Origin of the sequence: Erwinia typographi, from assembly GCF_000773975.1 — a bacterium.
GTDB classification, from domain to species: domain Bacteria; phylum Pseudomonadota; class Gammaproteobacteria; order Enterobacterales; family Enterobacteriaceae; genus Erwinia; species Erwinia typographi.
Window position 1 is genome coordinate 157961 of record NZ_JRUQ01000028.1, and the last position, 13965, is coordinate 171925.

Sequence of the window (13965 nt, forward strand, 5' to 3'; positions counted from 1 at the left end):
CTCAAGGTAAGAAATTAAGAATATATCAATAATCACCTTTAGCTTATCACTCTTTATTCCTGACCAGGAAGTCAGGCGTTACCTTTATTTATCAACAGGTATTTTCATGTCCAGAAATAAGTTAACTACTCGCCATAAATTGCTTGCTTCAGCAATCAGCCTCTCGTTCTTCTCCCTGCCCTCCGCTTATGCTGTCACCTCCGTGGTGATCGATGGAGAGGAGCAGAACGTCTATATCAATACCGAGGAAAACACGGACAAGCAGTTTACTATTACCAATGGCAGTTCCCTCACCGTGTCGGGCGTAACCGCAGGTGCTGATACCTATCCGGCAACCACACATACTATTACCAACGCTTCGCTCCTGTTGCAAAACGGCGCCACTTTCAACGGCGCCCTGACCAGCAATAATGGTCAGATTGGTATTTATAATAGCGCCTATAACGGCAGTATTCGCGCCGCAGCTGGTGCTGGGGTTGGCGATATCATTATCAACGGCTCGCATATTCAAGGCCACATCAACTCAGGCACGGGTAATGACGGGCGGCTGATCCTGATTAAAGATTCAACGCTTGATTCTGGCAACATGACCACGCTGACCAACAGCAGCGGCCAAATGATGGTCATGGACTCTACGCTTGTCAGCAACAAATTTACCACGCTGATAGCGCAAAACGCTGAAAGTCTGCTGCTTCAGAATGTGGACATTATCACGGGGGGATTAGCTGCCGACGTAGTGGGAGCTATTGGGCTGAGCGTCAGCAACACGCCAGATGTTGTAATAAAAAACTCGAACATTAACAGTGCCGGCACCGCCGTTCATGCCATAAACACCCAGCTTTCGACGACGCACTCGCCCGACACGTTAACGATTACCGACTCAATACTCAACAGTCATTACTCTGCCGCGCTGGAAGCGAAGAATTTTAACGTTAACATTTCGAACACCCGGTTAACGACAAAAAATGATGGGCAAGGCTATACCTGCTTTAGCCACAGCTGCGGCGCATTAAATATTCAGGGCGGTAAAGTACAACTCCACAACGGCTCACGCATTGACAGTCAAAACACGGGTGTGGCTATTTCAGGAGACACCGCCACTGAACTGATGGTGGTGAATTCCAAAATATATTCTGATGAAGCGGTATTTAATGTCGACGGCGCAAAAGATGTGGTTATTACCCTGGCCAACACTGGATTAATTCTTGCCTCTCCTCAGCCTTCGCTGTTAAGTCAGCAGAATATTTTACTGGAGGCGACGAATAACAGTAATGTCGATCTGGCACTGCAAAATATTCATGCTCAGGGGGATATTATTGCCGACGATACCAGCTCGGTTACAGTGCTGCTCTCCAGTCAGGCGAGGCTAAAAGGCCAAATATCCGGCGTATCCGGGTTGGAAATCAGTCGTGACGCTATCTGGTTTCAGACAGGAGATAATCATGTCGGCAATCTGACGCTGACCGGTGGCGTCGTGTCGATGGCTTCGCCAGCCGCAGGCAGTTATCACACCTTAAGCACAGAGAGTTTGCTGGGCGCAGGGGTATTTGCCATGAATACCAATCTACAGAATATGCAGGGCGATCTGTTAAAAGTAAACGGTGAAGCGACGGGCGTATTTGGCCTGAGGATTGCTAATAGCGGGAGTGAGCCGACCAATGCCAACGACCGGCTGAACGTTGTGCAGACCGGCGGAGGTACGGCTCTTTTTATGGTGGAAGGCGGTAAGGTTGACGCGGGCGTCTGGCAGTATGAGCTGATGAAGGACGGCAATAACTGGTATCTGGGCACCGGTACTCAACCACCGCACGAGAATGACAATGAGAACGGCAATAACGGTGAGACGGGAAGCCAGCCATCAGGCCCAACGACATCTCCCTCAACCGATGCGATTCTGAATATGGCCTCAGCGCCTGCTTATATCTTCAATAATGAATTGCAAAATCTGCGGCAGCGTAAAGGCGATATTGCCCAAATCCCTCAGCGTAATGGTGGTGTCTGGGCACGCTACCTGAATAACACCTCCCACATTAACTCCAGCCTGAGCGCCGCTTACAATCTTGGGCAAAACGGTATTGAGGTCGGGGGAGATAAGGCTGTTTCCCTGACGAATGGGCAGCTTCTGCTGGGTGGCTTCACTTCCTATACGGACAATAAAATACACAATGCCCGTGGCGGAGAGAGCCATATTGCCAGCTATAGCATTGGCCTTTACGGCAGCTGGTTTAACCCCGGCGGGCTATATGTTGATGCGGCTATCAAAACTAACCACTTCAGTAATACCTTAAATACGCTGATGAGCGACCGGACGATAGTCAACGCCAGCTATAGCCAGACTGGCTTAGGCGGCGCGCTGGAAGCTGGTTGGCACCAAAGCCTGAGCAACAATTTCTGGCTGGAACCTTTTGCCAGAATAAGCACTTTCCAGGCGGGCGATAAAAAAATCAGCTTAAATAATGGAATGAAGGCAAATATCGGCAATATTCGCTCTCTTCAGGGTGAGACAGGCATCCATGCCGGTAAAAAACTCACCGCAGGAAAGGTGGTTCTGAATCCCTGGCTGAAAGCCAGCGTGATACAGGAGTTTGAAAAAGATAACGCGGTGAGCATCAACGATAAGTGGACGTTCAATAACAACGTTTCTGGTACGACAGGCCGCTACGGCGCCGGTATTGACATCGCGTTAACCAAAGAAACATCCGTCTTTGCTGACGTCAGCTACCAACAGGGTCGCCACAGTGAATCTCCGGTCAATGCCAGCCTGGGTATCCGCGCAGGCTTCTGACAGAATGTAAAAAGCCCCGTCATTTCTGACGGGGCTTTTGTACAGCAGCGGGGCGATTACATCATGCCGCCCATACCGCCCATACCACCCATGCCGCCGCCAGCACCTAAATCAGGCGCGTCGGCTTTAGGCAGGTCGGTCACCATGCACTCGGTGGTGATCATCAGGCCCGCAACGGAAGCCGCGTACTGCAGAGCAGAACGGGTCACTTTGGTTGGGTCCAGGATACCGAAGTCGATCATGTTGCCGTATTCTTCAGTCTGCGCGTTGTAACCGTAGTTACCTTCGCCTGCTTTCACGTTGTTAGTCACCACAGAAGGCTCTTCGCCGGCGTTAGAAACGATCTGACGCAGTGGTGATTCCATCGCGCGCAGCGCAACTTTAATGCCGACATTCTGGTCTTCGTTCTGACCGGTCAGTCCTGCCAGTACAGCGGCAACGCGCACCAGCGCAACGCCACCACCAGCAACCACGCCTTCTTCAACCGCAGCACGGGTAGCGTGCAGGGCATCTTCAACGCGCGCTTTCTTCTCTTTCATTTCAACTTCAGTTGCCGCGCCCACTTTCAGAACGGCTACGCCGCCTGCCAGTTTCGCTACGCGCTCCTGCAGTTTTTCACGATCGTAATCAGAAGTCGCTTCTTCAATCTGCTGACGGATCTGAGTCACGCGGCCAGAGATAGTGGCTTCTTCGCCCACGCCATCAATGATGATGGTGGTGTCTTTGTTGATGACCACGCGTTTTGCCTGGCCCAGGTCTTCCAGCGTCGCTTTTTCCAGCTCCATACCGATCTCTTCAGAGATAACGGTACCGCCAGTCAGCACGGCGATGTCCTGCAGCATAGCTTTACGACGGTCGCCGAAGCCTGGTGCCTTAACGGCAGCCACTTTAACGATGCCGCGCATGGTGTTCACCACCAGCGTCGCCAGCGCTTCGCCTTCAACATCTTCTGCCACGATCAGCAGCGGTTTGCCAGCTTTAGCAACGGCTTCCAGCACTGGCAGCATTTCGCGGATGTTGGAGATTTTTTTGTCAGCCAGCAGGATGAACGGGGTTTCCAGCTCTACTGCGCCAGTTTCTGGCTTGTTGATGAAGTACGGGGACAGGTAGCCACGGTCAAACTGCATACCTTCAACCACGTCCAGCTCGTCCTGCAGACCGGTGCCTTCTTCAACGGTGATAACGCCTTCTTTGCCCACTTTCTCCATCGCCTGAGCAATCAGGGTACCCACAGTTTCATCAGAGTTAGCGGAGATGGTGCCAACCTGAGCGATAGCTTTAGAGTCGGAGCAAGGAACGGAAAGTTTTTTCAGTTCTTCAACCGCCTGGATAACCGCTTTATCGATCCCGCGCTTCAGATCCATTGGGTTCATGCCCGCAGCTACGGCTTTCAGACCTTCATTAACGATAGACTGGGCCAGAACGGTTGCGGTGGTGGTGCCGTCGCCCGCAGCGTCGTTCGCTTTTGAGGCTACTTCTTTCACCATCTGAGCACCCATGTTTTCGAACTTGTCTTCCAGTTCGATTTCACGGGCAACAGAAACACCATCTTTAGTGATGGTCGGTGCACCAAAAGATTTATCCAGAACCACGTTACGGCCTTTCGGGCCCAGGGTAACTTTTACTGCATCTGCCAGTACGTTAACGCCACGTAGCATTTTCACGCGTGCGTCGTTACCGAATTTTACGTCTTTAGCTGCCATCTTTAATATCCCTTAAATTCGTTTCGTTCAGTGAGTTACGCGTAATTACGCTTCAACAATTGCCAGAATGTCGCTTTCAGAGATGATCAGCACTTCCTGATTGTCGATTTTCTCCGTTTTCGCACCGTAGCCTTCGCTGAAAATGACCACATCGCCCACTTTCACGTCCAGCGGTTTCACTTCGCCGCTTTCCAGGATACGGCCATTACCAACGGCCAGAACTTCACCACGGGTAGATTTACCCGCAGCAGAGCCGGTCAGCACGATGCCACCAGCTGATTTGGATTCCACTTCTTTACGCTTGACGATCACACGGTCGTGCAATGGACGAATTTTCATTGATAACTCTCCTTTGAGAAGTCCAATCAGGTTTTGGGATGACCGCCGGGCCTCACTGGCACCGGCCTCGTGACGGAAGAGATAGGGCCTGACAGAGGGGCTTTCAAGGGGGAAAAATAAAAAATTTTTCTTCTGCGTCACAACTGCACAAATAACAGGCAATCCGTGGCTCAGAAAAGCAAAAGGCGGGATTTCCCGCCTTTTCTCAGTTAACGACGATCGTCAGAGTCGTCGTGCTCAATCAGCTTGCTGTCCTTGCGCTCATACTCGCCGTCAACCGTAAAGCCGCTGTCTGGGCCTGCGCCCGCGCCGCGCCAGACTTTCAGATGCGGCATCAGCTTCAGGGTCAGATGCTTTTGCACCGGCGGCAGCAGCAGCAGCAGGCCGAGGAAATCGGTAAAGAAGCCCGGCAGCAGTAGCAGGAAGCCGGCCAGAATCAGCGAAACACTTTTAATCATCTCCGCTGCGGGGCTCTCGCCCGCCGCCAGTTTTTGCTGCATCAGCATAAAGTTTTTCATCCCCTGGTTTTTCACCAGCGAGATACCGATACAGGAGCTGAACACCACCAGCAGCAGCGTAAGCAGAACGCCCATTACGTGGGCAACCTGGATGAAAATAGAAATCTCAATCCAGGCCAGTATAAATAGCACTAAAAAAGGCAACCAACGCATCGCAGTCTCCTGTCTGCCAGGGCCATCCCGCCTCAGGCGTCACGGCGATAAAAGGGATCTTCACGATCGCAGGCTATTGAAATGGGCATCCGACGTACGTTTTTCAACTACCCTAATACGAAATTCCTGTTGGTGTTTAATGTGTGACTGGTATCACACTGTGTCAAAGATGTATGAAAATGAACGCAATTTCAGTGATCCCTATTCAGGCATTTCGCCACCAATAGAATATGATCGTGCTCTGCCTACGGCAAATGGATAAAATGTCGGCAGAAATGCTTCACGACCAACGATCGCTTTGATTGTGACACCCCAGACCCAATGGATTTCAAGAAGGTTCTCAATGGTTAATAACATTCGTATCGAAGAAGACCTGCTAGGTATGCGCGAAGTCCCGGCAGAGGCTTATTACGGTGTCCATACTCTGCGTGCGATTGAAAATTTTTACATCAGCAACAGTAAGATTAGCGATATCCCGGAGTTTGTCCGCGGCATGGTGATGGTCAAGAAAGCGGCAGCCATGGCTAATAAGGAGCTACAGACCATTCCACGCGACGTGGCTAACGCGATTATTCAGGCCTGTGACGAAGTCCTGAACAACGGCAAATGCATGGACCAGTTCCCGATTGATGTTTATCAGGGCGGCGCCGGCACCTCGGTCAACATGAATACCAACGAAGTGCTGGCCAACATCGGTCTCGAGCTGATGGGGCACCAAAAAGGCGAATATCAGTTCCTCAATCCCAACGATCACGTCAACAAGTGCCAGTCGACCAACGACGCCTATCCCACCGGTTTTCGTATTGCCGTTTACACCTCAATTTTAAAATTGCTGGATGCGATCGGGCAGTTGAGCGAAGGGTTCAGGCGCAAGGCCGCCGAATTTAACACTATTCTGAAAATGGGGCGTACCCAGCTACAGGATGCGGTGCCCATGACGCTGGGGCAGGAATTCCAGGCTTTTAGCGTGCTGCTGAACGAAGAGATCAAAAACCTGCTGCGCACCGGCGAGCTGCTGCTGGAAGTGAATTTGGGCGCCACCGCCATCGGGACTCGCCTGAACACCCCGGACGGCTATCAGGCGCTGGCCGTGCGCAGACTGGCTGAGGTCAGCAACCTGCCCTGCGTGCCTGCTGAAGATCTTATCGAAGCGACCTCAGACTGCGGCGCCTACGTTATGGTGCACAGCGCGCTGAAGCGCCTCGCGGTGAAGCTTTCTAAAATCTGTAACGACCTGCGCCTGCTCTCTTCCGGCCCGCGCGCGGGGCTGAACGAGATCAACCTCCCTGAACTCCAGGCGGGTTCCTCGATCATGCCTGCCAAGGTAAACCCGGTGGTGCCCGAGGTGGTGAATCAGGTTTGCTTCAAGGTGATTGGCAACGATGTCACGGTTACGATGGCCTCCGAAGCGGGCCAACTTCAGCTTAACGTGATGGAGCCGGTGATCGGCCAGGCGCTGTTCGAATCGGTACACATTCTGACCAATGCCTGTTCAAATCTGCTGGAAAAATGCGTTAACGGTATCACCGCCAATAAGGCGGTCTGTGAAGCCTATGTCTTCAACTCCATCGGCATTGTCACCTATCTCAACCCGTACATTGGCCACCATAACGGCGATATCGTCGGTAAGATTTGTGCGGAAACGGGCAAGAGCGTGCGTGAAGTGGTGCTGGAACGCGGGCTGCTGACCGAAGCGCAGCTGGATGACATTTTCTCGACGCAGAACCTGATGTTCCCGGTCTATAAGGCCAAACGCTATACCGACGAAAATGAACAGTAATCGTTCAAACAGATGACCTTCAAGGGCACGTACGTTCGCAGAACGACGTGCCTTTTTTTATGGCACACCCTACAAATTATTAACGTTTAGTTATTAAAAGAAACAAGGAGTCGATCATGATGGTACCAGAGCTAATAGTCGTCCTGCTGGCGATTTATCTGGGCGCGCGGATGGGCGGCATTGGCATCGGCTTTGCCGGTGGCCTGGGGATGCTGATCCTCACCCTGGGATTCCAAATCAAGCCGGGTGCGATCCCGTTTGACGTGATTGAAATTATCATGGGCGTTATTGCCGCTATTGCCGCAATGCAGGTCGCGGGCGGGATGGATTATCTGGTCAGCCTGGCCGAGCGCCTGCTGAGGAAACACCCGCGCTACATTACCTTCCTCGCCCCGCTGGTGACCTATTTTATGACCCTGCTGGCAGGTACCGGACACACGGCCTTTTCGACCCTGCCGGTGATCGCCGAAGTGGCTAAAGAACAGGGCGTACGCCCTTCCCGCCCGTTATCGATTGCGGTGGTGGCTTCACAAATTGCCATTACCGCCTCGCCGATTTCTGCGGCGGTGGTTTTTCTGGCCGGGATTCTGGAACCTAAAGGCGTCAGCTACCTGGCGCTGCTGGCCGTGACGATCCCGTCGACGATGATCGCTATTTTCCTCGCGGCGCTGGTGACTAATTTCCTCGGCAAAGAACTAAAGGAAGATGCGATCTATCAGCAGCGCCTCACCAACGGGGAAACCGTGCTGCGCGGAGCCAGCGTATTTGAAGAGAAGCCCGGCGCAAAACTGTCGGTGCTGCTGTTCCTGCTGGGGATTGTGGCAGTGGTGCTGTATGCCACCGCCATTAGCGATGCCGTGGGCCTGATCGCCAACCCGGTGCTGCCGCGTAATGAAGCTATCGTGGTGTTTATGCTGACCGTAGCCACGCTGATTTGCTTCACCTGTAAAGTAGATACTGCCAGAATTCTGTCGGCCAGCACGTTTAAATCCGGTATGAGCGCCTGTATTTGCGTGATGGGCGTGGCATGGCTTGGCGATACCTTTGTAAAAGCCTATATCGGCGAGATCCAGCAGGTTGCGGGACAGTTACTGACGGATTTCCCATGGATGCTGGCGGTGATCCTGTTTTTCGCCTCCACGCTACTCTATTCCCAGGCAGCCACCACCAAGGCGCTCATGCCAGCGGCCCTGATGCTTGGCGTGTCGCCGATCGCCGCCGTTGCCTCTTTCGCCGCTGTCTCCGCGCTGTTTGTGCTGCCCACTTACCCGACGCTGCTTGCCGCTGTAGAGATGGACGATACGGGCTCAACCCGGATTGGCAAATATGTTTTTAACCACTCATTTATCCTTCCCGGCACGCTGGCGATTATTCTGTCGGTGCTGTTCGGCTTTCTCATTGGCAATCTGATTCTTTAGTCGACGGCCGGGCACTGGCAGACCAGTTTGAAGGGCGGAAAATCTTCCGCCCTCGCTTCGCCGTTTACATCCTGAAAAACTCCGTTTCGCCAGGTCATGATATAGTCGTCTCAGCACCTGAGGATTACCCTCCAGGCTCAGTCAGAGCCGTGCCGGGGCTCTCCCCGCTGCCGGACTCAGCCCAACATGGAACCCGTTATGGCTAATCGTTTGACCACATTGTTTTTTATCCTTTTTACTGCTCTGTTCAGCCTCAGCGCCTCCGCGTCGCTTTTTGGGCCAAAGAACGACAGCCATTTCGTCACCGTTGACCAGGCGTTTGCTTTTGACTTTACCCAGCAGGCCAACAGGCTGACGCTGAGCTGGCAGGTTAAGCCGGGTTATTACCTCTACCGCCAGCAGATCAAGATTTCCGCCCAGGGCGCAACGCTGGCCGACTGGACCTTGCCAGCGGGCCATCCTCATGAAGATGAGTTTTATGGCAAAACTGAAATTTATCCCGACAGCCTGACGCTGCCCTTACCCCTGCAACAGGCGAATAAAGGGGCAACGCTCACCGTCACTTACCAGGGCTGCGCCGCCGCCGGATTCTGCTATCCGCCCGAGACTCGCAGCGTTCCACTCAATGAAGTGGCTGCGGGGAGCCTGGCGGCCGCCCCAGTCGGAACAGCCGCCCCGATCGTTGCACAGACCTCACCGAGTGAAAGCCGACCTTTTTCTCCATTCTGGGCGCTACTGATCGGCATTGGCGTGGCCTTTACGCCGTGCGTTCTGCCGATGTACCCGCTGATCTCCGGGATTATCCTCGGCGGCAACCGTCACTATTCAGCTGGCCGTCTTTTCGCGCTGGCGATGGTCTACGTGCAGGGGATGGCGCTGACCTACACGGTAATGGGCGTGATTGTTGCCGCCGCTGGCCTGCGTTTCCAGGCCGCCTTGCAGGCGCCAGCGATCCTGATTGGTCTGTCGGTCCTGTTTATTCTGCTGTCGCTGTCGATGTTCGGCCTGTTCACCCTGCAACTCCCCTCTTCGCTGCAAACGCGGCTGACGCTGTGGAGCAACCGCCAGCAGGGCGGCTCGCTGACGGGCGTATTTTTAATGGGCGCGCTGGCTGGTCTTATCTGCTCTCCCTGCACTACCGCACCGCTCAGCGCGATCCTGCTTTATATCGCCCAAAGCGGAAATATGCTGGCCGGAGCCGGTACGCTCTATCTGTACGCGTTGGGTATGGGACTACCGCTGATTGCCGTCACGCTGTTTGGCAACCGCCTGCTGCCGAAAAGCGGCGCCTGGATGCAAACGGTTAAAGAGGGGTTTGGCTTCGTGATCCTCGCCCTGCCGGTATTCCTGCTGGAGCGCGTGGTGGGCGATCTTTGGGGGCTGCGCCTGTGGAGCCTGCTGGGTGTGGCCTTCTTTGGCTGGGCCTTTATTAGCCTCAAAGCCGCTAATGGCTGGCAGCGGCTGGCGCAGATCCTGATGCTGGCCGCTGCGCTGGTTGCCGCTCGTCCCCTACAGGACTGGGCATTTGGCTCTGCCGCCCAGACTAGCGAAGCTGCTCATCTGAATTTCTCCCGCATCAGCGATGTCGGCCAACTCAATAACGCGCTGCAGAACGGCCAGGGGCGTATCACCATGCTCGACCTGTACGCCGACTGGTGCGTGGCCTGTAAAGAATTTGAGAAATACACCTTCAGCCAGCCGCAGGTGCAAAGCGCGCTGAACAACACGCAGCTGCTACAGGCCGACGTAACGGCCAACAGTGCCCAGGACAGCGTGCTGCTGAAGCAGCTCCAGGTTCTGGGACTGCCGACCATCCTGTTCTTTGATGCGCACGGTAAAGAGATCCCAGGCTCACGCGTTACCGGCTTTATGGATGCCACCGCGTTTCAGCAGCATTTGCAGAAACTGGCGCAGTAAACGACACTAGGGGGGAGATTTCCCGGTGCAGAGCCGGGGAGCGGGCCCCAGGAGGAGAGTCACTTGCAACGTGAACAGGTACTCGAACATGCGCTGAACGTACTCGAGCAAAAAGGCCTGGCGGCCTCCACCTCCTTCGCCGTAATGGCGCAGGCGGCGGACTGTCGGGAAGAGGATCTGCAACGCTTCTGGCCAGACCGCGAGGCGCTGTTGTATGACGCCCTGCGCTACCACAGCCAGCAGATTGATATCTGGCGGCGAAAACTGCTGCTGGATGACACGCTAAACGCCGAGCAGAAGCTGCTGGCGCGCTATCAGGTGCTGGAAGATGCGGTGAAAAATAATCGCTATCCGGGCTGCCTGTTTATTGCCGCATGCAGTTTTTATCCCCAGCCGGACCACCCTGTTCATCAGGTTGCGGAGCTGCAAAAACGGGCATCCTGGCAATATACCCACGATCTGTTGATCTCGCTGGAAACCGATAATCCGACGCTGGTTGCTCATCAGATGGAGCTAATCCTTGAAGGCTGCCTGAGCCGCCTGCTGGTGAAACGCAATGTGCAGGAGGTAGTGACTGCCCGCACGCTGGCGGAAGACGTGTTAAGCATTGCGCTTTGCCGTAAAAATGGCGCGTTGAGCTGAGCAAAATCCACGCTGAATGGCTGAAAAGCAGCCAGTCAGCCGTAGTTTAGCGGATTTTTGTGACAAAGCCGTTGACGGAAGACGGCCTTTACGGTTTAATGCGCCCCGTTGCCCGGATAGCTCAGTCGGTAGAGCAGGGGATTGAAAATCCCCGTGTCCTTGGTTCGATTCCGAGTCCGGGCACCACTTTCACTTCAATGTACGTCTCCCAACCCACACAAAACTCAAATATAATTACTGTCATACGCCGCTTTCGAACGTTACGATTTCTGCTGACCTCAATGCTACCTGAATCAATCAGACAGAACTGCAATCAGCTTTTCCGCTACGCCATCGCAATGGGAATATCTGCAGCAGCGAGCCAGTAATGGGATAAGTGATAAATGTGTATGGCAATGTAGCGGCTAATCTACGATGCCATGCAACATTAGTATTAGTAAGGTCTACCCTCGCCAAAAGCGCCTTCAATTAAACAAACTTCTGCTGCAAAAAGAGAGGCCTGACGCAAGCTCAGGGGCAGCGTGTTACCTTCAATATGTGCCAACAAAAATGCCGTTATAAAAGCATCGCCTGCCCCAAGCGTGTCTATCGGGGTGATAATTTCCGGCGACTGACTCATCCATGCACTGCCATTGAAAAGCAACGCCCCCTCAGCCCCACGTGTGGCAACAGCATGACGACATCCCGCATTCCAGGCAATTTCCAGCACCTCGCGCGTTTCTTTCATACTCCGTTCGGCACAGGAGAAAAAGCCATAGTCTAACCAACGACATAAATGACCTATCTTTTCGACTTCAAAATCATCTGAAAAATCATATGACAAACGGCCTGGTAGCCTTCCAAGCCCGGGTAACAGCTCATCGACGTAGCTATAAGCACTGGTATGTATCAGCGAAAACTGACTTAGCCAGGGCATATCATCTAAGATAAAATCCATAGACGTCGTCTGGCGAATCCCCCCGGCATTAGAGTTAATAAACCGCCGTTCCCCATGCTCAATGGTCAGATTGGCATAACCATTTTCACCAGGTACTACCAGACAATGAGAGGTATCGATCTCCCTTGCTTCCAGTACGTGGCGAATATGTCCTGCCGCGCTATCGTCGCCAAAAACGCCAAGATACGCTGCATTCGCAGATAATAACCGGGCGTACACGCTGAAGTTAAGCGCGTTCCCGCCGGGATAACCGATACCTGTATGGGTATACCGGTCAATAACGTTATCACCCAGGCCAAGTACTCTCATTCTGCCATCTCCTAATAAGCTACCTGTCCCATATATCGCCGGGTTTCCAACGGATGTTGACGTATTCTGGCTAATGCAGCGCGGTATTCGCACATAACACTGTAGAAGAGAACGGGATTAAAATACTCCACCACGCTGGTCGATACGACACCAAGCCCCAGCTCCTTCGCATCAACAATTTCCACCTTATTTCCGTACTGTCGAAGGAAATCGCGAACTCTTTCATCAAGTCCCCTGGTACGGCCTTCGTTCATCAGCAGAATCCAGGGGGTATTTGAATCAGTCACTTCAAACGGACCATGGAAAAATTCGCCACTATGAATTGATGCCGCATTGAGCCACTGCATCTCCATTAATGAACATATGGCAAAACCATAAGCATGTCCGTAGGAAGCGCCACTGGAGAGAATATAAAAAAGTGATTCTTCCGCGTAGCGCTCAGCAAACGCTGCGCTGCGCGCCTGCACCTGACGTCGGGCCCGGGAGACAATCCCATCAATCTGCTCCATTCCTGCCCGGAAATCGGCATACCCTTCATACCCCTCAGTCTGATGCAAGGCTTCAACACACAGACTCAAAATAATCGCCATCGGATTATTTATAACCTTGCTGTCATCTCCCCAGGCATAAAGCAAATTACTGTCAGAAAAGCCGATAAGATCTGCATTTTCATTGTGCGTCAACGTCACAGTGACGCTGCCCCGACGTTGGGCCAGTTGGGCTGCTGCGACAGACTCAGGGGTATTTCCTCCGTGCGAGCAAACAATCGTCAGCGATTGGGGCCCCAGTGTCTTTGGCGCGGCGTGAACAAACTCGTTTGCGGTCATCATATAGCTGTGCAAAGTAGCCGACTCACTATTGAGAAAATAATTTGCCGGATACATATCCACCAGAGACCCGCCGCAGGCCACAAGGAACACCTGACTCAGTCCACCCTGCGGGAGGAAGCGCTGTTCGATAAGAGAGGAAATAATTGCTGAAGTATTCATAAATTACTCACCGTACACATTGAAATTGAAATATTTTTTAGCCAGCCGATCGTAGGTACCCTCACTACGTATTGCCTTAATCGCACCGTTGAGCTGTTCCAGCAGCTCAACATCTTGCTTCGCAATGCCGATACCGGTGCCAGGGCCAAAAATGGCATCATCTTTTACCTGCGGTTCGATCAGGCTGAAATTCTTCCCCTGGGGTTTGTTAAGTAACGCTGTGGTCACCACCGTCGCATCGTCCAGAGTCGCGTCCAGACGGCCAACGACCAAATCCGCGTAAACTGCCTCTGCACTTGGATAGGAAACAAGTTCCACGCCTTGTGATTGCCAGTGTTTCTTCGCATAGGCTTCGAATACAGAGCCCTGCTGTACCCCCACACGCTTACCCTGCAAAGATTCGGCTATGGGTTTGAGCCCGCTATCTTTTAAAGCGACCAGATACGCCGGTGTGTTTAGACTGGCCCCCTGAATC

Annotated in this window: 11 protein-coding genes and 1 tRNA gene; 6 read left to right on the forward strand and 6 right to left on the reverse strand. The window is 53.2% G+C overall.

Annotated features, from left to right (window positions below):
- The first annotated feature begins 106 nt into the window (after positions 1 to 106).
- A complete protein-coding gene (locus tag NG99_RS27545; protein ID WP_052130639.1) occupies positions 107 to 2785 on the forward strand; it encodes an autotransporter outer membrane beta-barrel domain-containing protein in 2679 nt (892 codons plus the stop codon).
- A 56-nt stretch (positions 2786 to 2841) separates the two neighbouring features.
- Here NG99_RS27545 and groL read toward each other — a convergent pair whose 3' ends face one another.
- The 3 genes from groL to NG99_RS09755 all read right to left on the reverse strand — a co-directional run bounded on the left by groL (position 2842) and on the right by NG99_RS09755 (position 5498).
- A complete protein-coding gene (groL, locus tag NG99_RS09745; RefSeq protein WP_034891527.1) occupies positions 2842 to 4488 on the reverse strand; it encodes a chaperonin GroEL in 1647 nt (548 codons plus the stop codon).
- 45 nt (positions 4489 to 4533) lie between these two features.
- Positions 4534 to 4827, reverse strand: a complete 294-nt coding sequence (locus tag NG99_RS09750; protein WP_034891529.1) for a co-chaperone GroES — start codon at positions 4825 to 4827, stop codon at positions 4534 to 4536.
- 209 nt (positions 4828 to 5036) lie between these two features.
- On the reverse strand, positions 5037 to 5498 hold the full coding sequence (locus tag NG99_RS09755) for an FxsA family protein (RefSeq protein ID WP_034891531.1): 462 nt from the start codon (positions 5496 to 5498) through the stop codon (positions 5037 to 5039).
- Between the two features lie 343 nt (positions 5499 to 5841).
- Between NG99_RS09755 and aspA the strand changes: the two genes are divergently transcribed.
- The 5 genes from aspA (at position 5842) to NG99_RS09780 (ending at position 11441) form a co-directional block, all read left to right on the forward strand.
- Complete coding sequence (gene aspA / locus NG99_RS09760) at positions 5842 to 7278, forward strand: aspartate ammonia-lyase (RefSeq protein WP_034891534.1); 1437 nt, start codon at positions 5842 to 5844, stop codon at positions 7276 to 7278.
- Positions 7279 to 7394: 116 nt separating this feature from the next.
- Positions 7395 to 8696, forward strand: a complete 1302-nt coding sequence (locus NG99_RS09765) for an anaerobic C4-dicarboxylate transporter (RefSeq protein ID WP_034891537.1) — start codon at positions 7395 to 7397, stop codon at positions 8694 to 8696.
- Between the two features lie 198 nt (positions 8697 to 8894).
- Positions 8895 to 10613 (forward strand): protein-disulfide reductase DsbD, encoded by a 1719-nt coding sequence (locus NG99_RS09770; protein ID WP_034891541.1) that lies wholly within the window; start codon positions 8895 to 8897, stop codon positions 10611 to 10613.
- 63 nt (positions 10614 to 10676) lie between these two features.
- Positions 10677 to 11255 (forward strand): division control transcriptional repressor DicD, encoded by a 579-nt coding sequence (gene dicD, locus NG99_RS09775; RefSeq protein ID WP_034891544.1) that lies wholly within the window; start codon positions 10677 to 10679, stop codon positions 11253 to 11255.
- A gap of 110 nt (positions 11256 to 11365) precedes the next feature.
- Positions 11366 to 11441, forward strand: a tRNA-Phe gene (locus tag NG99_RS09780).
- A 247-nt stretch (positions 11442 to 11688) separates the two neighbouring features.
- Here the strand turns inward: NG99_RS09780 and NG99_RS09785 are convergent.
- The 3 genes from NG99_RS09785 to NG99_RS09795 form a co-directional block, all read right to left on the reverse strand.
- Entirely contained in the window at positions 11689 to 12501 is an 813-nt protein-coding gene (locus NG99_RS09785; protein ID WP_034891547.1) for a PfkB family carbohydrate kinase, read from the reverse strand.
- A gap of 11 nt (positions 12502 to 12512) precedes the next feature.
- Positions 12513 to 13490 (reverse strand): SIS domain-containing protein, encoded by a 978-nt coding sequence (locus NG99_RS09790; RefSeq protein WP_034891551.1) that lies wholly within the window; start codon positions 13488 to 13490, stop codon positions 12513 to 12515.
- A 3-nt stretch (positions 13491 to 13493) separates the two neighbouring features.
- On the reverse strand, positions 13494 to 13965 hold a 472-nt coding region (locus NG99_RS09795), incomplete at its 5' end, for a transporter substrate-binding domain-containing protein (protein WP_034891554.1).

Excerpts from the sequence above, each read along its gene's own strand:
- groL (WP_034891527.1), bottom strand. The coding sequence starts at position 4,488 with ATGGCAGCTAAAGACGTAAAATTCGGTAACGACGCACGCGTGAAAATG.
- NG99_RS09785 (WP_034891547.1), bottom strand. The coding sequence starts at position 12,501 with ATGAGAGTACTTGGCCTGGGTGATAACGTTATTGACCGGTATACCCAT.
- aspA (WP_034891534.1), top strand. The coding sequence starts at position 5,842 with ATGGTTAATAACATTCGTATCGAAGAAGACCTGCTAGGTATGCGCGAA.
- NG99_RS09750 (WP_034891529.1), bottom strand. The coding sequence starts at position 4,827 with ATGAAAATTCGTCCATTGCACGACCGTGTGATCGTCAAGCGTAAAGAA.
- NG99_RS27545 (WP_052130639.1), top strand. The coding sequence starts at position 107 with ATGTCCAGAAATAAGTTAACTACTCGCCATAAATTGCTTGCTTCAGCA.
- NG99_RS09790 (WP_034891551.1), bottom strand. The coding sequence starts at position 13,490 with ATGAATACTTCAGCAATTATTTCCTCTCTTATCGAACAGCGCTTCCTC.
- NG99_RS09770 (WP_034891541.1), top strand. The coding sequence starts at position 8,895 with ATGGCTAATCGTTTGACCACATTGTTTTTTATCCTTTTTACTGCTCTG.
- NG99_RS09755 (WP_034891531.1), bottom strand. The coding sequence starts at position 5,498 with ATGCGTTGGTTGCCTTTTTTAGTGCTATTTATACTGGCCTGGATTGAG.
- NG99_RS09765 (WP_034891537.1), top strand. The coding sequence starts at position 7,395 with ATGATGGTACCAGAGCTAATAGTCGTCCTGCTGGCGATTTATCTGGGC.